General features: G+C 42.4%; 25 protein-coding genes and 1 tRNA gene. 4 read left to right on the plus strand and 22 right to left on the minus strand.

The window, feature by feature from the left end; translation table 11 throughout:
- Positions 1 to 61: 61 nt before the first annotated feature.
- From LR957_RS02730 to LR957_RS02740, 3 genes are read left to right on the plus strand one after another with little or no spacing between them, the layout of a single operon-like run.
- Positions 62 to 589, plus strand: a complete 528-nt coding sequence (locus LR957_RS02730) for a hypothetical protein (protein ID WP_232272819.1) — start codon at positions 62 to 64, stop codon at positions 587 to 589.
- On the plus strand, positions 586 to 870 hold the full coding sequence (locus LR957_RS02735) for a hypothetical protein (RefSeq protein WP_232272820.1): 285 nt from the start codon (positions 586 to 588) through the stop codon (positions 868 to 870). The genes LR957_RS02730 and LR957_RS02735 overlap by 4 nt, the downstream gene beginning before the upstream one ends.
- Positions 871 to 894: 24 nt before the next feature.
- Positions 895 to 1482 carry a PRC-barrel domain-containing protein gene (locus tag LR957_RS02740; protein ID WP_232272821.1) on the plus strand — a complete coding sequence of 196 codons (588 nt, stop codon included), beginning with the start codon at positions 895 to 897 and terminating at the stop codon, positions 1480 to 1482.
- Here the strand turns inward: LR957_RS02740 and LR957_RS02745 are convergent.
- Positions 1479 to 2132 (minus strand): regulatory protein RecX, encoded by a 654-nt coding sequence (locus LR957_RS02745; RefSeq protein WP_232272822.1) that lies wholly within the window; start codon positions 2130 to 2132, stop codon positions 1479 to 1481. The two genes, LR957_RS02740 and LR957_RS02745, sit on opposite strands and share 4 nt — an antisense overlap.
- Positions 2133 to 2143: 11 nt before the next feature.
- On the minus strand, positions 2144 to 3199 hold the full coding sequence (gene recA / locus LR957_RS02750; protein ID WP_310736987.1) for a recombinase RecA: 1056 nt from the start codon (positions 3197 to 3199) through the stop codon (positions 2144 to 2146).
- A 67-nt stretch (positions 3200 to 3266) separates the two neighbouring features.
- Here recA and LR957_RS02755 point away from each other — a divergent pair, with 67 nt between their 5' ends.
- Positions 3267 to 3659 (plus strand): type II secretion system protein, encoded by a 393-nt coding sequence (locus LR957_RS02755; protein WP_232272823.1) that lies wholly within the window; start codon positions 3267 to 3269, stop codon positions 3657 to 3659.
- Between the two features lie 4 nt (positions 3660 to 3663).
- Here the strand turns inward: LR957_RS02755 and LR957_RS02760 are convergent, their stop codons facing one another.
- The 20 genes from LR957_RS02760 to LR957_RS02855 all read right to left on the minus strand — a co-directional run bounded on the left by LR957_RS02760 (position 3664) and on the right by LR957_RS02855 (position 21031).
- On the minus strand, positions 3664 to 4491 hold the full coding sequence (locus LR957_RS02760; RefSeq protein WP_232272824.1) for a PH domain-containing protein: 828 nt from the start codon (positions 4489 to 4491) through the stop codon (positions 3664 to 3666).
- 24 nt (positions 4492 to 4515) lie between these two features.
- A complete protein-coding gene (locus LR957_RS02765; RefSeq protein WP_232272825.1) occupies positions 4516 to 6972 on the minus strand; it encodes a VWA domain-containing protein in 2457 nt (818 codons plus the stop codon).
- Position 6973: 1 nt separating this feature from the next.
- Positions 6974 to 7474 carry a hypothetical protein gene (locus tag LR957_RS02770; RefSeq protein ID WP_232272826.1) on the minus strand — a complete coding sequence of 167 codons (501 nt, stop codon included), beginning with the start codon at positions 7472 to 7474 and terminating at the stop codon, positions 6974 to 6976.
- A gap of 62 nt (positions 7475 to 7536) precedes the next feature.
- Positions 7537 to 8535, minus strand: coding sequence for a Holliday junction branch migration DNA helicase RuvB (ruvB, locus tag LR957_RS02775; protein ID WP_129631586.1), 999 nt, complete (start codon positions 8533 to 8535; stop codon positions 7537 to 7539).
- Positions 8536 to 8603: 68 nt separating this feature from the next.
- On the minus strand, positions 8604 to 9179 hold the full coding sequence (gene ruvA, locus LR957_RS02780; RefSeq protein WP_232272827.1) for a Holliday junction branch migration protein RuvA: 576 nt from the start codon (positions 9177 to 9179) through the stop codon (positions 8604 to 8606).
- A 7-nt stretch (positions 9180 to 9186) separates the two neighbouring features.
- Entirely contained in the window at positions 9187 to 9660 is a 474-nt protein-coding gene (gene ruvC, locus LR957_RS02785; protein ID WP_129631598.1) for a crossover junction endodeoxyribonuclease RuvC, read from the minus strand.
- 16 nt (positions 9661 to 9676) lie between these two features.
- A complete protein-coding gene (locus LR957_RS02790) occupies positions 9677 to 10501 on the minus strand; it encodes a hypothetical protein (RefSeq protein ID WP_232272828.1) in 825 nt (274 codons plus the stop codon).
- 156 nt (positions 10502 to 10657) lie between these two features.
- Positions 10658 to 11476 (minus strand): lamin tail domain-containing protein, encoded by an 819-nt coding sequence (locus LR957_RS02795; protein ID WP_232272829.1) that lies wholly within the window; start codon positions 11474 to 11476, stop codon positions 10658 to 10660.
- 99 nt (positions 11477 to 11575) lie between these two features.
- Positions 11576 to 12292, minus strand: coding sequence for a YebC/PmpR family DNA-binding transcriptional regulator (locus tag LR957_RS02800; protein ID WP_232272830.1), 717 nt, complete (start codon positions 12290 to 12292; stop codon positions 11576 to 11578).
- Positions 12293 to 12339: 47 nt separating this feature from the next.
- Positions 12340 to 13791, minus strand: a complete 1452-nt coding sequence (locus LR957_RS02805) for a ComEC/Rec2 family competence protein (protein WP_232272831.1) — start codon at positions 13789 to 13791, stop codon at positions 12340 to 12342.
- A gap of 64 nt (positions 13792 to 13855) precedes the next feature.
- A tRNA-Lys gene (locus LR957_RS02810) sits at positions 13856 to 13932 on the minus strand.
- Between the two features lie 47 nt (positions 13933 to 13979).
- Entirely contained in the window at positions 13980 to 14459 is a 480-nt protein-coding gene (locus LR957_RS02815; RefSeq protein WP_232272832.1) for a hypothetical protein, read from the minus strand.
- The gene (locus tag LR957_RS02820; protein WP_232272833.1) at positions 14456 to 14947 is read right to left on the minus strand and encodes a DUF192 domain-containing protein; all 492 of its coding nucleotides are present in this window, start codon (positions 14945 to 14947) and stop codon (positions 14456 to 14458) included. The genes LR957_RS02815 and LR957_RS02820 overlap by 4 nt, the downstream gene beginning before the upstream one ends.
- 24 nt (positions 14948 to 14971) lie before the next feature.
- Positions 14972 to 15889 (minus strand): RimK family alpha-L-glutamate ligase, encoded by a 918-nt coding sequence (locus LR957_RS02825; protein ID WP_232272834.1) that lies wholly within the window; start codon positions 15887 to 15889, stop codon positions 14972 to 14974.
- Positions 15889 to 16395 carry an ATP-dependent zinc protease family protein gene (locus tag LR957_RS02830; RefSeq protein WP_232272835.1) on the minus strand — a complete coding sequence of 169 codons (507 nt, stop codon included), beginning with the start codon at positions 16393 to 16395 and terminating at the stop codon, positions 15889 to 15891. The genes LR957_RS02825 and LR957_RS02830 overlap by 1 nt, the downstream gene beginning before the upstream one ends.
- Positions 16396 to 16450: 55 nt before the next feature.
- The gene (gene dnaJ / locus LR957_RS02835) at positions 16451 to 17560 is read right to left on the minus strand and encodes a molecular chaperone DnaJ (protein ID WP_232272836.1); all 1110 of its coding nucleotides are present in this window, start codon (positions 17558 to 17560) and stop codon (positions 16451 to 16453) included.
- Between the two features lie 103 nt (positions 17561 to 17663).
- On the minus strand, positions 17664 to 19553 hold the full coding sequence (gene dnaK, locus LR957_RS02840) for a molecular chaperone DnaK (protein WP_232272837.1): 1890 nt from the start codon (positions 19551 to 19553) through the stop codon (positions 17664 to 17666).
- A 145-nt stretch (positions 19554 to 19698) separates the two neighbouring features.
- The gene (locus LR957_RS02845; protein WP_232272838.1) at positions 19699 to 20163 is read right to left on the minus strand and encodes a nucleotide exchange factor GrpE; all 465 of its coding nucleotides are present in this window, start codon (positions 20161 to 20163) and stop codon (positions 19699 to 19701) included.
- The gene (locus tag LR957_RS02850) at positions 20160 to 20321 is read right to left on the minus strand and encodes a hypothetical protein (RefSeq protein WP_232272839.1); all 162 of its coding nucleotides are present in this window, start codon (positions 20319 to 20321) and stop codon (positions 20160 to 20162) included. The genes LR957_RS02845 and LR957_RS02850 overlap by 4 nt, the downstream gene beginning before the upstream one ends.
- Entirely contained in the window at positions 20321 to 21031 is a 711-nt protein-coding gene (locus tag LR957_RS02855) for a hypothetical protein (protein WP_232272840.1), read from the minus strand. The genes LR957_RS02850 and LR957_RS02855 overlap by 1 nt, the downstream gene beginning before the upstream one ends.
- Between the last annotated feature and the right edge of the window lie 30 nt (positions 21032 to 21061).

Genomic DNA, 21061 nt, shown 5'->3' on the forward strand with positions numbered 1-21061 from the left:
CATAAATGCCAGCATCGCACGAATCATTCTATCATTATTACTGATCATTATACTGTCAGCAATGGTAGGAATAGTAGTCTTTGCGTACTCATTCCTGAGTAAAACATCAGAAGAAGTTGGAAAAATGCAAACCGAGGCCGCTACGGTTGATGCAAAAATACAGAGCCTACTTGCATCAAAATCTCAGCTCAACAGAAACTCTGATATAGCCAATAAAGCAAAGAATATCGTTTCTGAATCAAAACTCTATCAATATCAAAACCAGATTATCCAAGATTTAAATACGTATGCCGATCGTGCAGGCATTCCGATTAAATCTTTCACTTTTCAGAATGAGCCGGCAGCAGCTGCAGTAAAAACAGCGACACCCTCCGCTAAACAACCTTCTACAAATCCATCTGGAACAAAAAGCACTTTCGTATCAATTCAATTAGGTGATAGTATAGACTACACCAAATTCCTACACTTCCTTAACTTAATCGAAAAAAATGTCACCCGTATGCAGCTTTCAGGAGTATCGATTTCTAGAGGCGCAAATAAACACGAAATATCAATTCAAGCACTTGAGGTAAAGGTATACACACGATGAGCCCATCAATATCAGAACAACTTGAACCAATCATAAAATCATTATCCAAATTCCTATGGCGATTTCATGTGATGCTATATAGCATAATAGTTATCGGAGGCGTAGCGATTTCGATATTTCTTTTGAGTGGACTTTTAGCAATTCCCACCGAAGAGCCTCAAATTGCATCGATAAGCTTCGACAAGGAAACCATGAAAGCAATTAAAGACTTCCGCCCCTCAACCTCAGCAAATGACTCATTTAGTCTGCCGGCTGGTCGCTCCAATCCGTTTGCCGAATAAAACACAACCGTTTATAATATAGTTATGCTTATATCTGCAGATCGCTTCCTTAATATTCCTGTCATGAGCCTTCAAACAGGCTCCGAACTGGCACGAACATCGCGGGAAATTATCGATCCGAAAAATTTGTCTATAATCGCATACGAACTTGAAGGACAACTTTTAGACCAGCGACCTAGTTTACTTCGTATTGACGATGTCAGGGAGATTGGGCCACTCGGTATGATTATCGATTCAACCGATGAAATTATCGGGATTGATGACGTAATTACTATAAAAGAAATTTATGACATCAATTTTGCATTAAAAGACAAGTTGGTTATTGATGAGAAAAATAAGAAAATCGGAAAAGTTATCGGATACACATTGGCGGCTGGGAATTTTATTATACAACAACTCCGAATTCGGCGACCGTTCCTGAAAAGTTTTGGCGACACAGAGCTACTTATTCATCGTTCTCAGATTATAAAAGTAACCGACGATAAAATAATTGTAAAATCAGCAACTATCTCACACGTAGCCGAAAAAACACCTATTTCGCAGATAAATTCATACGAAAATCCATTCCGTAAGCAGCCTCGTCCACAACCAGAATCTACAAAAGTTGATTAATCTTTTGGGTTTTCAAGAGCCTTCTTAATGTCGTCGTAAGAAAAACCCTGCCTAGCCAAATATTGCATAAACTTCTGTTGGTCGCTATATCGATAACGTTTTTTAGCAATAATCTTCCGCAATTCCTCGCCATCAGAGCGAATATTCTCTTTAACTAACGACTCAATCGTTGTATTATCAATTCCTTTTTGCGCCAGTTCCAATTTTAAACGGCGAATACTGGCACCTTTTTTCACGAACCGCTGCTCAAACCAAAATCGAGCAAATTTTTCATCGTCCAAATATTTTTTCTCAATAAGACGATCTAAGACGCTCTCAGTAATCTCCGGCTTTATTCCAGGACGTTCAATAATTTTTCCAGTTTTCGCTGAACGTCGACGAGTGGCTAGCGTTTTCCGACGCAGGTAATCACGTACTTCTTTGATGGCTCGCGGACGTATTAAACAGTATTCTATAGACCTGGCATATAACTTGCCAAACTGGCTATCGTCTTCTAGTTTCGAAATTTCCTCTTCCGTATATTCGCGACCAATCTTAATGCCTAGTTCGCCGACCTGAAATACGTCCAAGCTAAAACGATATTTCCCGTCAACACTTACATTGACACGATTTTTATCACGAGCCTGAAGAGAAATATCGGTGATTTTCATCTATATATGAATTAACTTTCCGCTTCCTTCACTTTATCACGCACTTTCTGATCAATTTCCGCCAGAACCTCAGGATTTTCCTTCAAATAAGTCTTCGTCTTATCACGCCCCTGACCAATCGTTTCGCCGTTATATTTATAAAACGCACCCGACTTTTCAACTATACCGTGCGTTGCCGCCAAGTCCAAAATATCGCCAGTTTTACTAATTCCCTCGTTGTACATAATGTCAAATTCAGCCACACGGAACGGCGGTGCAATCTTATTTTTCACAACCTTAATTTTTGTGCGGTTACCAATAATATCATCGCCAACTTTGATCTGACCAATTCGACGAATATCAATTCGCTGTGACGCATAAAACTTCAACGCATTACCGCCAGTTGTCGTTTCAGGATTGCCAAACATCACGCCAATTTTCATACGAATCTGATTGATAAAGATCACCGTAGCTTTTGACTTATTAATAATTCCCGTCAATTTACGTAGAGCCTGACTCATCAATCGAGCCTGAAGACCCATATGAGAGTCACCCATATCGCCATCAATTTCAGCCTGTGGCGTCAAGGCAGCTACCGAGTCAACTATCACCAAATCCACCGCGTTAGAACGAACCAACGTCTCCGTAATTTCCAATGCCTGCTCGCCGTTATCTGGCTGAGAAACCAACAAATTTTCCGTGTCCACGCCCAGACGCTTAGCGTATGCTGGATCAAGCGCGTGCTCGGCGTCAATAAACGCTGCTGTTCCACCCTGCTTCTGAATTTCTGCAATAGCGTGAAGCGTCAATGTTGTCTTACCCGAGCTTTCTGGACCATAGATTTCTATGATACGACCTTTTGGATATCCGCCACCAAGCGCTAAATCTAAACTCAAAGCACCAGAAGGAATTACTTCAACATCGACTTTATGAGCCTCGCCCAATTTCATAATTGATCCGTCACCAAACTGCTTGGTAATTTGATCCATTGCTAGACCAAGTGCCTTAAGCTTACCTTCATCAATTTTTTTATCTGATGCCTGACTTGATTTTTCTGGATTTACTGTTTTACTGTCTGATTTTGCCATAGCATTCCCTCCTTAGTTACTTCCTTTATTATACCGATTTGTCGCGAGATTTGCTATAATTACATTCATGGATAAGCGAAACGGTTTCACTATTATTGAACTTTTGGTTGTAGCGACTTTCTTAATTATTATCGCAATCTTAGGTTTTTCACAATATACAAAATTGACCAACGAATCAAATAACGCCAAAAAACGCACTGCGATTAATGCTATGCATTATAGCCTGGAAGAAGGTTTTTACGTTAAAAATGGCTATTACCCAGAGAAATTAGAAGAAGGCACGCTTCCGACTATGGATCCCGCGTTGTTAAAAGATCCGCAAGGTAAGAAAATTGGAGATAAAGACAGCAGTTATCGCTACGAATCTTCAAATTGCAATGACGGAAAATGTAAGTCATACAAACTCATTGCGACGCTTGTCAATGAAGACGACTACATAAAAGAAAGTCGCCACAAATAATTATCTAATCACCACAAACAGGGCGACCATTCTTGAAGTCTTCAATAGCATTGTTGATTATAGCAATTTGCTTTCGCGGATTTGCCACAAAATGGAATATATATGTCGTTTCTTCACCTTCGGTACTGAGGCGAATCGTACCGTAATTGAAAAGAGTCTGAATAATGCCTGATTGACGGAAGCTTGCATCTTCAATACTACCTAAACTCACCGTCTGTTCGTGCCGATAAAATAAACTACCCTGAATTTCCTGAATCACACTTTCATTCGTCATGTAAAAATGGTTCTGCAAATATATCCACAAGGATACCGCACCACCAAGCGATACCAGTCCAATAAGCAACATTGCCACACCAAATACATCAGTTAGCGAAGGCATAGGCGAAATAATTGCGTCACGAACAATTGACGGATAAAACACCATGATCATTACTACCAAGAAAACTGAGATGCTCGTCGGAATCAGCATACCAATTGGATGACGTTTAATGTCTAAAATAATATATTCACCTTCGCTCAAATTGAGGTTTGGATATTGTCGAACTGACTTTTCATGCTTTTGCTTTAGGTTGTCACTAATAGTAAACGGCTTTCGGTCAATATCTCGCGCAACATGTACGACTTGCGGTTCATTGGCATATTGACTACGTAATCGTGGGTCAAAATTCTCCCCATCAATAATTTCCGGCCTTGCCGTCACATAGGAATTTGTCTGCGCCACAACCGGAGCTGGACGACCAGTCTGTGGTGGATGGTGGTACAGTGGTTGACCATCAGCATCATACGCAACAGGCTGCGTTAAATCTTCTGACGAGGATGTTTGTGGATTCATGCATATATTATAACACGACAGGATTTAAGATAGTCTTGTTTTTTGGCGATAAACTTTTATAGCTATTGTCGTCACACTGATTACAGCCATTCCAATAGCTGCGGCAACACCAAACCATGACAATCCACTCTTGCCCTCATTATTATCCTTAGACTTCTTCCGAGCCTCCTCCGATTTCACCTCGTTCACACCACTACTCTCCTGAAGTTTTACTCCTTTTCTATCAGAATCTATGATAGCTACTTTCTTGTTATTGTCACCGTTTACTTTATTACTCGAAGACACGTCAACAGGTTTACGATTTGTATTTTCTTTTTTACTATCATATTTCTTTGCTTGGTTCTTTTCATACTCTAACATCTGATAATATCCATATTCCTCCAAATATCCCGGATCAGAATCACAAGCATCACCAATTCCATCCTTGTCATAATCCGCTTGATCTGGATTCGCCACATCTGGACAATTATCAAATTCCCGTTCGTGTTCATCGCCGTCATCGCTAACCGTCAAAGTCGTCGTTGCTACGTTCGTCAATCCAGAATTGTCAGTCACCCTAAGTGTTAACAACCCAGAAAATTCCTTAGTAAACGTATAATTGACAAAAGGCTTATCCGTCGTCACGTCATACACACCATCTTGATCGACATCCCATTCATATTTCACGATTTTACCATTTGCCGAATAAGAACCAGCGCCATCCAATTCTAATGTGTCGCCAATTTTTGCCACATATTGACGATTTATCCAGGCATTCGGTTTGTTTGTCGCATTTTCAACTGACGCATTAATCTGATCAGTGAGCTTATTACTATCATCAACTTGTAAATATGCGCCGCCCGTTCTTTCAGCCAAAGACATCACAGATGCCATCATATTATGTCCAGAAGTATCAATAATATATATTTGAGCCGGGTCAACGGCATAAGCAGCATCAACGATAGACTGTTCGGTTAGCTCAGTAACTGGCTCTGGATCCTTAGCTGGAGCATCACCAATCACAATCATAATCTTTTTTACTCCCGCTCGCCACTGTAGATTCAGCCCCGTCTTAATACCAGAATAAACAGATTCTTTCCAGTCACCACCATTACCGAGTTGAATAAAATTGACAGCCTTGTTAAGCACCTCGACATTACTCGTAAAATCTGTCTCAATTTTGGATGGATAGTCATCCGAGCTTCCGCCACAACACGGATGATCTTGATAAGTAACCAGTGCAAATCTAGTGCTTTTGGTTTTCGAACTGATCGACTCAACTATATTTCGAATGTTATTTTTAACAGCACTAATTGAACTATTCATCGAGCCAGTCGTGTCAATAACAAATACTACATCAATATCGCCATTCGTTTTCGTTATTGGTTTCACTAAATTGGGTAGTGGTACTTTTTCGCGAAGTGCTGACATATAATTGCTATGCCCAAAGAAGTTTGGGTGATACCACGAGCTCATATTGAATGCATTTGGCTCAAGGAATTCATGAATCCAACGATCGTGATTCTTCTTAAATATTGAGGCGTCTGGCTCATGTCCAGAAAACCGCTTTGGCAAACTATCAACAAAAATCACTTTCTCTTTACCGAGGCTTTTATTATATTCCTCAACCACCTTTTTCTGGCGTAAATTACCTTCCAACCCCAACTTGCGCACTTCACTAGCAACCAAAAAATCGGATAGTTTCTCACCATTATCAAGTGCTAGTAGCGGGTATCCTAAGAGAACTATTTTCGCATCTGGACGTAAACGAGAATTAAGCGATGATAAAATACCTCTAAGATTTAGCTCTAAATCTCCCATATTATTTCTTGCGTCATTTATTTTTGTTCTGCAATCTGAGGCAGATCTTATTACAGCGGCAAAACAAGATTTAACAATGCCGTCAAAATCCAAATCATTTCCACCAATTGTCATCATTACCATATCTGTGCTGCGATCCACACTATCAAGTTGTCGTCTAATCGTATAATTACATCTTATATTGACTCTTTTCTGATTTTTTCCGCGCTTAGAGCCAATCGTACTACTTATAATCCTATAAGCAACTTTTAAGTCGTTATTCGGTTTAATATTGCAAATATCCCTGTCTTCTGCATATTTAATAATCTGCTCATTCGTCGCTAGCTTGCTTGGATCGTCACTAATCGTTTTTACAACACTACCCGCATTCTTATCCTTCAAGAAGGCATTAATTTTAGCTCCAGAACAAGCGCGATTTATAAGCGTTACTGACAGTCCGTTATTACTTAGCCATCTTTTATACATTTCCGCCCAGTTATTACTGTTACGATGACAGATATTAGGGCCATATTCATACCCATCGGCACCATTGCCAGCCGAATAAGAATCGCCTAGTAATGTAATCGTAAGTTTCTTGCCTGCGTAATCATAAGGAACAACCTCGCCTTGTGCCGACTGTTGTATAAAAAAGCCAGAAATAATAGCTACAAAGAAAGATAATATAATAACTCTAATTTTCATATTAATCACCCAAGCCCTCAACACTTATATGAACACCATTGTTATACTTATCGTTTAGTATAATGCTAACCCAGAGAGAGTATTCCCTACCCTCTATATCTTTATATCCTACAAAATATTCCACCCCAGACCTCTCTTTGTCTAGCTTCCAGCCAGAATCTTCAGCGTATCGTTGCAGTCTATTTAACAAATCACTCGCCGACCCATTTTGAGGCATCTCATAATATCTATCGACTGACGGATATGTGCTCTTTTTTAAAAATCCGCGCTCTGTAGGTATGCGATGTCTTTCGCGTGACGATTTCAGCTTTAAGCCCAAAACGCCCTTTTCGGCCATTGGATCTCGTGCCATATTCCACACTTCCACATACGCCGGCAGCCAAGTTAAAAAATTGACCAGCCACAAACCAGCCAAAATTCCTATCAAAATTATAAATCGTCGTAGCCAGCGCCTAGCTTTAGAGTTCTTAACTGGTGATGTCGTTGCTTGTTTTTTGCCCATGGCGGCTCCTAGTTAAGTTTGTCTGGTTTTATTAAAGCACAAAAAGCCGAAGAATACGATAACTATTTTCCCAAATGTCGCTTTGCCTTAATCGTCACTCGACGACCACGCGGTGTGCGCTCAATAAAACCAATTTGTAGCAAATATGGTTCATAAAAATCCTCAATTGTCGTCGCTTCGTCGCCAGTCAGCGCCGCAATTGTTGTTAGACCAACAGGATTATCGCCATAATTTTCCAGAATCGATTGTAATAAATTACGATCAGCCGGATCCAAGCCCAACTCGTCCACTTCCAGCATTTCCAAAGCGTTGGTTGTAGTTTTTACATCAATTATTCCATCACCATTAACATCAGCGTAGTCACGAACTCGCTTAAGAAGCCTATTGGCAATACGCGGCGTCAAGCGCGCCCGCGTCGACAATAAATCCGCCGCTTCACTTCGAATTGACGATTCCAAAATCTTCGCACTACGCGTCACAATTTTCGCAATATCCTCTGGCGTGTAAAATTCCAAGCGGTAAATATGCCCAAACCTATCACGCAAAGGTGCTGCCAAACTTCCGGTTCGCGTCGTCGCGCCAATCACCGTAAATCGCGGCAAATCTAATCGAATTGATCGTGCTGCCGGACCTTTTCCAATCACAATATCCAGCTTAAAATCTTCCATTGCGGAATATAAAATCTCTTCCACAGACCGACCCAACCGATGAATTTCATCGATAAACAGAATATCACCGTCCGACAAATTAGTTAAAATCGACGCCAAATCGCCTGCTTTTTCAATAGCTGGACCACTAGTAATCCGCAGATTCGTGCCCATTTCATTAGCAATCACCGTCGCCATAGTTGTTTTACCAAGCCCAGGCGGACCATATAATAATACGTGATCCAACGGCTCGCCGCGCTTTTTAGCAGCATCAATCGCCAAGCGCAAATTACGTTTTAATCTTTCCTGGCCGACATACTCAGCAAAACTCTGCGGACGCAGACTTACCTCAATTCGCTGCTCTTCAGAATCATCATCATGCGAACTTGTATCAACTATTCTTTCAATTGCCATAAACTAATTATAACATTTACAAGCAATAACTTAATTTAGGGTCAATTTAAATATTGGAGCACAAAGATCTATTTCTTCAGCGCCTCAGTTACTCGCTGAGATGTCGGCAAATTGACATCGACATTTTCGAGTGCCTTAGTTGCATCTGCCAGCGTATAACCCAAAGCCATCAACGCTTCCAAGGCCTCATCAGAAGTGTTTAATTCAGTCTGTAGCGGAGTTTCCGTTTGTCCGTAACGAGTCGGTAAACCAACTTTATCGCTCAAATCTACCACTACTCGCTCGGCAGTTTTTTTGCCAACGCCAGTGGCCTTTTGTACAAATCCGCTGTCAGCATTAGCAATAGCGTTACGCACTTGCTCGGCATCACCCAAGCTCAAGATAGCCAGCGCCGCCTTCGGACCAACCCCCTGAACCGTGATTAGCATTTCAAACAGTTTTTTCGCCGCCAGGCTAGAAAACCCAAACAATTCCTCCGACTGTTCGCGCACGTGATGATAAGTGTAAAATTTTACTTCTTGATCTAATATCACCGCATCAAAATCATTAGTCGCCACACTAACTTCATATCCAACACCATGAACATCAATAACCAGCGAGCCATTAAACTTCTCAGCAACTTTTCCAAAAACATGTGCAATCATATTCCAATTATACCCGATTCATCGCCGCGTGTGTAATTGCCGCAGCCAAAGCATCCGCACAATCATCCGGCTTCGGAACATCTTTCAGACCCAAATTAAGGCGCACCATTTCCTGGACCTGCTTTTTATCGGCCTTTCCATAGCCGGTCAAAGTTTGTTTTATTTGCAACGGCGTATATTCAGCAATCGGCATTCCAGCTTTTCGCCCAGTCAACATTGCCACGCCGCGCGCTTCCGCCACGGAAATCGCCGTCGTAACATTGCGCGCAAAAAATAGCTTTTCAATCGACATAACATCAGGATTTGTTTCGGCAATAATCTCTGTTAGGCTATCAAAAATATCTTCAAGCCTTTCGTCAATTGGCGTATGTGCCGGCGTCGTCACAACTCCCGCCGTGACCATCTTGAACTTGCCACGAGAAAAATCAATCACACCAAACCCTAAAATCCCCGTTCCCGGGTCAATCCCGATAATTCTCATATCTTTATTATAGCAATTATTTGCCGTTAGCGGATTTAATGCTTTCGCGAATTTTTCGTACAAATTGCGAAATTTCCCATCGCCATTGCCACACGCCGTAACCGACAGCCAGTAAACTCACGCCACCAAACACCCACCAACCCCAAGTAGCGCCAGCGACCTGCTTAACTTCAGTAGCCGCCGAACCAACGGTCGGCATACTAGCCGATTTTATCTTTCTGCATCGCTTAGTTTGTGGATTACGCTCAAATCCTTCTGGACATTCTTTTGCTATATCATCAGTGGAGGCAATCTTCTTACATCGACCCGTAGATGAATTGCGAAACTGACCTTCTGGGCAAGGCTTCAAAGTTTTTGCCGCAGCCGATGCGATAGATCGGCATCTGCCAGTTTCTTCACTACGATAATAGCCATCTTTACAAGGCGCAATAGTTTTTGCCGCTTCATTTTTTCGACAACGGCGAGTTTCCGGATGACGATATTGACCAACAGGGCAAGAGCTCTCAACAGGTGTAATGGCAATTTTTACACACTTACCCAACATATTTCTCTCATAGCCGTTCTGGCAGTCTGGATATTCCTTAAAGATATTCTCAGAATTTTCAGTTATCATAAACGTTTGCATCCACTCATCATCAATCAAACTCCACGAGGCGCCTTTTGGCATATTGTTATATCCAGCGGAATCAATTTGCGATCCAGCCTCGTCTAGTAAATAAACTTTTCCTTTTGTTTTTGGCAATTTCAGCTTCGTATTTTTTATTTTGATCGTTAAAAATTCACCAGGATTTAATTCGATGTCACCAATATTTTCACGAACACCAGAATCGCCAACCGTCAATTTACAGCCTGTCGTAATGACGGTTTTTTCGCCAGAATTGACAATCTCAATGAACTGCTCGTCAACATTCGACGCAATTTCACTTAGCTTCAGACCTTCACATTTATTCAGCTCTTTTGAGGGTTCAGGTTTGGGTTCTGGACTCTTACAATTTGGTCATAAATACGGCACAATTTCCTGACTATCAGAACCTTTACTCGACAAAAAATCAGTGGAATTATTTTTCGAATCAATAATATTTCCATCAATAAAACAGCGCCAAACAATTTTCACACCGCCTTTAATTGGCGAGCCTGCAGACTTTGAATTATTCCCCCAGCCAACAGTATCTGCGACTGACCCGTCCGAACGAAACAACACAACAGATCCATCTCCCTGAGATAAACGTAGATTAGCATCAAACTTTATAGTGTCAGCAAGCGCTTTATTATTCGACAACACCAAAAATCCGTTCGCCAAAATTACTTCATCCTTGAAAATTTTTCCAACGGTTTTAGTTCCAGATCCAGCGTAATACTCTATTTTCCAACCAGCCAAATTAACATTCTGATTCGTCGGATTATAAATCTCAACATATTTTTTATCCTGACTAATCTTTGAAATTAATATCGGAGCATTTTCTTCTGTTCTTCCATCTGGATTATCTATTTTTGGCGGATCAGATTCGGGGTTTGGCTCGGATTTTAAAGACTCATTGGTGGCAAGATTTTCACTCGGACTATTTGTAGACGAATTCTCCGTTGGAGTCTCGGGATTTTCACTTGATTGGGAAGATGAATTGCTATCGATCTGTTCCTTATCAACAACTGGATTTTTCACTTCCTCAGTCGATTTAAGACTATTATCAGCAGTCTGAGCGTCATCAACTTTCGACTCTTGAGTAGCACCTGAAGCGCCTTCCGCCAAAACCAACGGCGACGGCATTATTAGTGCCACGGCTAGTATCATAAGTAGTGTGTTGCGCAAATACTTCATGCTCGCTCCTTGCTTATGGTTAATCATCTTTAGTTTAGCGTACTTTTTGTCAAATTAAAAATCGCCCCAAAAAAGGAGCGATTACTTAAAGCGATGATTTTATTCCGCTGTGATATCCGCGTTCGTATGAACATTCACAACATCATCCAAATCGTCCAGCGCATCAATCATTTTCATCAATTTCTGTGCAGTTTCCATATCGGCAATTTCTATCGGCGTGTTGGCAATGTATCGCAGTTCCGCATCTTTAACCTTCAAGCCTTGTTCAGCCAATTTATTCCGTACGCTCGCCAAATCTTTCAACTCCGTATACACGATAATCTCGCCATCTTCCTCGACAGCATCTTCGGCGCCAGCGTCCAAAACTGCCAGCAACAAATCTTCCCCGCTGCCTTCGATAGTAATGACACCTTTGCGCGTAAATTGGAACATCACACTACCAGCATCAGCAATTCGCCCGCCATTTTTAACCAGCGCAGTTTTTACTTCTGGCAATGTTCGATTACGATTATCTGTCGCCGTTTCAATAATAACACCCACGCCGCCAGGACCATAACCTTCGTAAGCAATTTCCTCCAAAGCCGCCGCACTCTTATCTGCAACTCGGTCAATTGCTCGCTGAATGTTTGCACTAGGCATGTTCGCAGCCTTAGCTTTTTCAATTGCCATCGCCAAACTCGAGTTCAGCGCTGGGTCTGTGCCGCCACGTGCTGCAATAGCAATTTGATTGCCCAATTTCGTAAAAATCGCGCCGCGCTTAGCGTCAACAATCGCTTTTTGTCGGTGAGTTGTGGCCCATTTACTGTGTCCTGACATAATTTCTCCTAAAGTTATTTGCTATTTCAATCTGTTACCATTATACACTACTCCACAATATTTATCTTAGCGAGGTCCAATTTAGTTTGCTTTTTCATCCAAATCATTGCCAAAATTAGCGCCACATATAAAGCCGCACACTGCCACAAATTGATACTAACCTCCATTTGAGCCCATTCAAATCCAGCCGTCCAATTGGTGACTTGAATCATATAGCCAAGTAGCCACGTTGTCGGAATTGCAATCAAAACGCCAATCATCGGCACAAAAACCAGTACACCCGACATAAACGTCAGCAGCATCGCTAGCGGCACAAACGGCAAAATCAGCATATTCGCAATTAACGCCACATTGCTAATAACACCAAAACTCATCATAAGTAGCGGCAATGTCATAATTTGCGCTGACAAAGTTTCAATTAAAATTTGTCGAAACGTGCCCGGCTCTTTATTGCCAAAAAAGTAAGAATGCAAAAGCGGCGCCAACATAATTACACCCGCGAAAGAAGCAAAACTTAATTGCCACCCCAAATCGCCCCAACCGAATTGCGGATTTATCAATAGCGTGATTGCTGCCGACACAGGAAGCAGAATCAGTGGATGAATTGTCCGGCCGTAATACCACGCCGCCAGACTCAGTCCCGCCACCAAGCCAGCCCTCGACATACTAGGACTTAATCCGGTCACTGCCATAAAACCAATTATCATAACAGCCGCGCTGAGCATTGCTAAATATTTTGATCGCTTAGCGAATAATCGTCGCGCTAAACGAACTAAAATTGTTAAATTATAGCCGCTCGCTACCACGATATGCGTTAGTCCAGCAATTTTCAAATTGTCACTTAATTCAGCTGGCATAGCACGTCGCAATCCCAATAAAAATCCCAACCCTAGCGCAGATTCAGACTCTGGAACGTGAGTGCGAACTCGCCCTGCAAACCAATCACGAACTCCCACCGCCACATCACCCGGAACTGGTCTTTCGGCACTAATAATTTTCGCCCGATATACGCTTGCTGAAAAAGCCCCAAATCCCGCCGTCATTTTACCCTTAACTCTCACAATATCACTGCGCTTAATTGAGTTTTTATCTGGCGTCGTCACCCAAATTTGTCCCGGCAATTTTTCATTATTCATCTGCAAATTGCCCAATCTAAGAACCGTTTGACTATTTTTATCGAGATCAGGATCCTCCAAAACTTGACCTTGGATAATTGCAACTTTTCCGATTAGCGAATCATAAACCTCCACGCCTTTTCTGCCGATTTCACCGCGCCAAAGACCAATCAAAACTCCAGAAATAATTGCTAAAATCGCAAAAAATCGCCAGCGCCAAATTGCCACGATTACAAAAATAACCAGCCCGACCAATAAAAATAACGGGGTCACCGTAAACGACCGCGGTATGTAATGGATGGAAATTACGCCAATTGTCAGACCGAGGCACCACACCGCCACTAACCAAGAAATATGCAACTTATTAAATAGCCAACTATTCATACTTAAAGTATATCTGGATCTAAAGCCATAAAAAAGACTCCGCCAAGGGAGTCGATTTCAAATTTGGAGGGTCCACCGGGGCTTGAACCCGGGACACCCTGCTTAAAAGGCAGGTGCTCTAACCAGCTGAGCTATGGACCCATTCGGAATATCCGCTTTCTTCATCCTAGCACAAACCAACACAAAGGTCAATGCTTAGCAAGTTTATGTCCGCCAGTATGTAGTGAAAAAATATCAATTAGACCACACACCAGACCAAACGTAGCCACATACCGCCAATTATTCGCGAAAATCCTATACAGCTCCAGCGCCTGTCCGTCTAGTGATATATATTTTCCCAGAGGAGCCACCAATAGCGCTGCTGTCAAAAACGCAATTCCCACCGCCGAGACAATTCTCTCATGTTTTTTCTGATATCTCGGACCACTTAGAAGAAGCATAATTAACGGAACCAACGTTAAGACTAATCCCGAAATTACACCATTTGGCAATAAACCATCTTCCAATTTCAAACTATCCAACACTCCCGCCAGCCAATTGCCCCACCATTCTGATAGTAAAAACCCCGTCGCCAATGCCAACGCCAATGGACCAAATCTTCGAGATGAAACAAATGCAACCGCAAAAACAGTTACTAAAATTGCTCCAAATAGAATTATCACACTCATTTATCCTCCTCTAAATCAAATTTTACCAGTGACCCAACCGTGGCGCTCGCACGTTTAGCAACTCCTGCCTTCACCTCCAGTACGTACTTTGCGGGAACCGGTGGAGCATATTTTTCATACGGCTCAGCGTCTGGTTTGACGCTATGTTTTACATAGACGACGCGCTTTTTATCATTAATCCAAATCATGTCAACTGAAAACTTCATATCTTTCATCCACATTTTATGATGATCGTTATAGTCAAATACAAACAGCATGGCATAATTCTCATCAATTCCCAGCCTCCCGGACAAACCTTTCCGCTGTGATTCTTCGTCATTAGCAATTTCCGCCCGAAGCATCGTCTTATTCAAGTATATCATTTCCGTTTTTGGCGAAACCGTTCGAAAAGCATAAAAAATTGCCCCACCAATAACCGTCAGCATACCGCAGATAAATATCCATTTGATGACAGTCTGAGTTACTGTCGAGCGACGAGACTCGTCCATAAACCTATTATAACAAGTTTATGCCTAAGCGCCGATTTTATCTTTTTTATTACCACGCTTGGCGTTTCGCTCAATATACTCAATTATCTTTCCAGCCACATTTCGGCGAGTAATTTTCTCAATTCCAAATCCTGGACTAGCATTAACTTCCAGCACCAAAGCGCCACGGCTTGATCTCATGAAGTCGACTCCAGCAACTGTCAATCCCATTGCCTTAGCAGCTTTCACACACATTTTACGCTCGGCGTCCGTTAACTTAACGCTAGCACCTTCGCCACCTTTGTGTAAATTACTACGAAAATCATCATCCAGACTCTGCCGCTTCATACTAGCTACCACTTGACTACCAACCACAAAAGCTCGAATATCGACACCAGCCGACTCTCTAATAAACTCCTGAAGTAGCACGTTCGTGCCGTCCGAGTTGGTCAAATAGAACGCCTGAAGAACCGACTTGGCAGCCTTTTTAGTTTCCGCCAAAACCACGCCATTTCCGTGTGTACCACGCGCCAACTTAATAATCACCGGCATACCACCAATCTCTTCAATGAGCGAATCAATGTCAGTTGCGTTTCGGGAAAAGACCGTCTTCGGAATTGACACTCCCGCTTTAACTAATAACTGTGTTGAGCGCAATTTATCCCGCGCCCTAGTAATTGCAATCGAGCGATTCATAAAAAACGCCTTCGGGTACATCATCTCCAATTGACGCAAAACCGCTGTTCCGTACTTTGTCATATGGCTTGCGATTCGCGGAATCACCACGTCAAATTCACCAATCTCCTTACCCTTGTAAATGACCGTCGGGTGCTTTTCGTCAATTGAAACGTAACAGTTTTTATACTTAATAACTTTAACTTGATGACCGCGTTTTTCAGCCTCTTCTTTCAGGCGAAGCGTCGAATAATTAATGTTGCCGTTGGATAAGATTGCAATTCGCATTATTTTTCTTCACCTTTCTGATGATATTTTTTATAAAATTCGTATGGATTCAATTTTATTTCTTCATTAAGACTAGTAGTTACGGACGGTTTTTTCCTGCGAACATTTTTTCTTGATACGTCCACTAGGAATTTTCCAGAAATCGACCGTCTTCCGATTAACACAGGGAATTCATTCTTCGACCGATCAGACAAATTCATCAACATTTTAATTTTTCGCCCACTAATTTTTACCCAAAAATGTGTCCGGTAACGAATCTGCTCATGCCCAGACGAACTACGCACCCTCGCCACCGAATAATCAGTTCTCTTAAATATCTTACCGTTATAATACGGCGAACCTTCGCCAAACAGAGAAAATTTCAACACTCCATCTTTATCAATGCTAATATTACTCGCCCAAACTGCACTTGAATCAGCCCCCGTATCAATTTTAGCTGGAACTTTTTGTGCTCGCTCGCCAAAATCTACAAACTCAGTTGACCCAATAACGGTTTTCTCTTTCATACGTCAATATTATGGCATAATTTATGATATATATCAATATCTAAGCTATGCTTACCTACGAAAACAGTCCTCGTTTTTTCGCGCCCCTAAACTGCTCCAAAAGCTCCTTCTGCTTTTTGGTCAATTTGGTTGGCGTATCAACAATAACACCCACAATATGCGGACCACGAGATTCACTATGTAAGTGCGGCACGCCATGACCCGACAACTTGAAGTCGGTGCCACTCTGAGTGCCTGCTGGGATTTTCATCGTTATCACGCCATCCACAGTCTCCACATCAATCTCCGTTCCCAGTGCTGCATCAACCATAGAAATATGCTCTTCGCTAAGAATAATATTACCTTCACGAGTGAATTTTTTATGCGCCTTAACGCGAATGTGGACATACAAATCACCTCTACTACCACCAGCAACTGCTTCGCCACGATCTCGCAGACGAATTGTCGCGCCATCATCAATCCCTGCCGGAATTTTAATAGTGATATCCTGATTCTGTCGGGTCGTGCCTTTTCCTCGACAAACTGAACATTCTTTTTCAGGAACTTTTCCCTTACCGTGACAAGTTTCACAAACAACCGCTTGCTGAATTTGCCCAAACAGCGAATTCATCGTTCGAGTTTGCTGACCCGCTCCCTTACAAGTTGGGCACGTTTTCATACCAAACCCTGGCTCGGCACCATCGCCATGACAATGCTCACATTCAACATCCAACATTAAACTAATTTTCTTTTCTACACCAAATACCGCGTCCTCAAAACTTAATGTTACACTAGTTTCAACATCACGCCCACGCGAACGACCATTTCCAGAACCGCCAGCTGCACCACCGAAGAATTGGCTAAAAATATCACCTAGTCCACCGTCACCAAAATCAAAGTGAACGTTTTGACCGCCGAATCCACCAAATCCTTCAAACGGATTGCCAGAAAATCCGCCACCAGAAGAGCCACCAACGCCAGCATGACCAAATTGATCATAACGCTGTCGCTTCTGTTTGTCTTTCAGAACCTCATAGGCTTCATTAATTTCCTTAAATTTAGCCTCGTCGCCACCCTGTTTGTCAGGATGATATTTAATTGCTAATTTACGAAAAGCCTTTTTTATCTCATCTTCAGAAGCGGTCTTTGGAACGCCCAATATTTCATAATAATCACGCTTGCTCATACCTTATATATTATACGCGTTTAGCACTCTCAGTGCAAGAGTGCTAAGTCCAAAAAAAGGCCACTCTTTTTATCGAGCAGCCTTCTTCGTAAATACGTTAAGTTTATTTCTCGTCGACAATTTCACCTTCGACTGGCTCGTCTTTATCAGACTTTTCGTCGCCAGCTTCGTCAGCTTTTTTATCATCAGTTGATTGTCGATACATCTTAGCCCCAATTGGCATAATCGCGTCATTCAAGGCTTTAATTGCAGCGTCCAATTCATCCTTATCTTCAGAATCTTTGTGCTTTTCAGCCTCTTCGACAGCTTTTTCAATCGCTTGCTTATCATTGTCAGAAATCTTATCTTTGAATTCGTCTGGCATTTTCTTTGCCTGATAAATAGCGTTTTCAAGCTGATTCTTCGTATCGACAGTTTCGCGTTTTTTCTTGTCTTCGTCCGCGTGAAGTTCGGCTTCTTTTTGCGCCTTCTCAATATCTTCCTTGCTCATATTGCCAGAGTTTTGGATAGTGATTGATTGCTCTTTGCCTGTTCCCTTGTCTTTGGCTGTAACGTTAAGAATACCGTTGGCGTCAATATTAAAGGTCACTTCAATTTGAGGCACGCCGCGTGGCGCTGGCGCAATACCGTCAAGCACAAAACGACCCAAACTCTTATTGTCATTAGCAAACTCACGCTCACCCTGAAGAACGTGAATTTCCACCTGAGGCTGGTTATCAGCAGCTGTTGAGAAAACTTCACTCTTGCTTGTTGGAATTGTAGTGTTTCGATCAATCAACTTAGTCGATACACCGCCCATCGTCTCAATTCCAAGAGAAAGCGGAGTCACATCCAGAAGTAACACATCCTTAACATCACCAGCCAAGACACCACCTTGAATTGCAGCACCAACAGCTACAACCTCATCTGGGTTCACGCCTTGCATCGGATCTTTTCCAAAGAAATTCTTCACACGCTCAACCACAGCTGGCATACGAGTCATTCCGCCAACCATAACTACATTGTTAATGTCGGACTTAGAAAGTTTGGCATCCTTCAAAGCCTTTTCTACTGGGCCATCCAAGCGATCCAATAGATCCTTAACCAAATCTTCCAACTTAGCGCGACTCAAGCTCATCTCAAAGTGCTTTGGACCATCAGCATCAGCAGTGATAAATGGAATGTTGACTTCATATTCAGTAACCGTCGACAATTCTTTCTTCGCCTTTTCAGCCTCATCCTTCAAGCGCTGCATCGCCGCATTATCTTTACGAAGATCAATTCCCTCCTTCGACTTGAAGTCATCCAAGAAGTAATTGACAATAGCGTTGTCGAAATCTTCACCACCAAGGTGTGTATCACCATTGGTTGCCTTAACCTCAAACACGCCGTCGCCTAGTTCCAACACCGACACGTCAAACGTACCGCCACCAAGGTCGAATACTACGATAGTTTCGTCATTCTTACCCTTTTCCAGACCGTACGCCAAAGCTGCAGCTGTTGGTTCGTTGATAATACGTTTAACTTCCAATCCAGCAATTTTACCAGCGTCCTTAGTTGCTTGGCGCTGTGAATCGTCAAAGTACGCTGGCACCGTAATCACTGCCTCTGTCACCTTTTCACCCAAGAAAGCTTCGGCGTCAGCCTTGATCTTACTAAGAATCATTGCTGAAACTTCTTCTGGCGTGTATTCCTTATCGCCCATTTCGACTGCCACGCCAGTACCTTTTTTAACAATCTTGTACGGCATGATATCCAAGTCTTTTTGCACTTCCTTGTCATCAAACTTACGACCAATCAAACGCTTAACGCCGTAAATCGTGTTTTTTGGGTTTGTTACACGCTGACGCTGAGCAACTTGACCGACGAGTCGTTCGCCCTTTTTATTAACCGCAACTACAGATGGTGTAGTACGATTACCTTCGGCATTAGAAATTACCTCTGGTTTTCCAGCTAACATATACGCAAATGCGCTGTTGGTTGTACCGAGGTCAATACCAATAATTTTACCCATATGATTCCCCTTTCTATTATGATCACATCTGGTCTATATCTTATATTCATTCTAGCACTCTTTCGTGGCGAGTGCCAACTATCTCAGTATAAATAATTAGCACTCTCATGTCAAGAGTGCTAATCGCTGTTTTTTCGCAATCATATTACTGACGAGTGACTTTTACCATTGCGTCGCGAATAACTGATCCGTTCAAAGTATAGCCGGCGCGAAGCTCCTCGGCAATAACTTCCTTATCGCCATCCGTCGATTCGTCAAATTGAACAGCCTGATGAAATTCCGGATTAAACAGAGTTCCGGGTTTAGCGTCAATTTTCTCCAAACCAATCTCCTTCAATTGCTTGTCAAGCTGCTTGCTCAGACCAGCCACACCCTTAACCCACGCATTATCTTGAAGTTCCTCTGGGACGTTGGCGACAGCTCGCTCAATCGTATCAATGACTGGCAACAATTTCATCACCGACTTAGTTTGACCCATCTCATGCGCTGATTGTTTTTCCGCCTCCACGCGCTTACGATAATTCTCAAAATCCGCTCGAGTTCGCTGCAAATCCGACGTCAGCTCAGCAACTTCTTTCTCTAAATCTTCAGCTTTTTTATTCTTCGTCATTTTTTCCTCCTTTTAAATGGCAAGACAGGATCACCGCCAACCGTACCAGGATCAAAGGCTAAAATCCAAATCGCTCCAATAATAAATATTATTATTGAAATTATTACAATCAGCCACGCCGGCAAACCACTTAATAGTCCACCAATCCATTCAGCCATTATAATACCTCCTCTAGCATCGCACCCGTACGACGCACCAACTCCATCGTTCGACGATAATTTTGTCGCGTCGGACCAATTACGCCGATGTAGTTATCGCCACCAGACGATGACTTAAATTTACTTATAATCAACGTAGCGCCACTGCTTTTACCAATTGGATTTTCGCTACCAATAAACACATTTAACGGCTCGTCCGGCGCCGCTTCACGAAGCCACGGCTCGATATTGTCAATCAATTTAGCAACCGCCTGAACGTGATCGCCATCGCCAAACTCTGGCTGACTGAACAACTGAGTCATCCCGTTCATATATAAACTCGAACCAAACGACGCAAAACCAAAATTGCCAGTCATTTCCACCAAACCATCAACTGCTCTACGAATCGCTTTGTCTGAAGTATCAACATTTGAATTGACGTGCGCCTCAATTGCCTTCGTGCTGTTATCAATACCGCTCGGTAATTCAGTCATTTGCGCCGCCGTGATTCCATTGACATAAAAACGATATCCCTTATCTGTCGGAATTCGACCTGCGCTCGTGTGGGGCGCCTCAATAAATCCCATCTCCTCAAGTTTTGCCATTTCACTGCGAATCGTGGCGCTACTCACGCCAAACAGTTTGGCTAGCGTTACACTACCAACTGGCGCCGCAATTTCAGCGTACTGCTCGATAATAGCGACAAGGATTGCTTGTTGACGTTCGGTCATAATCCAATTATATCGCAAATCTAGCACTCA

Source organism: Candidatus Nanosynbacter sp. HMT-352 (assembly GCF_021222645.1).
GTDB lineage: Bacteria > Patescibacteriota > Saccharimonadia > Saccharimonadales > Saccharimonadaceae > Nanosynbacter.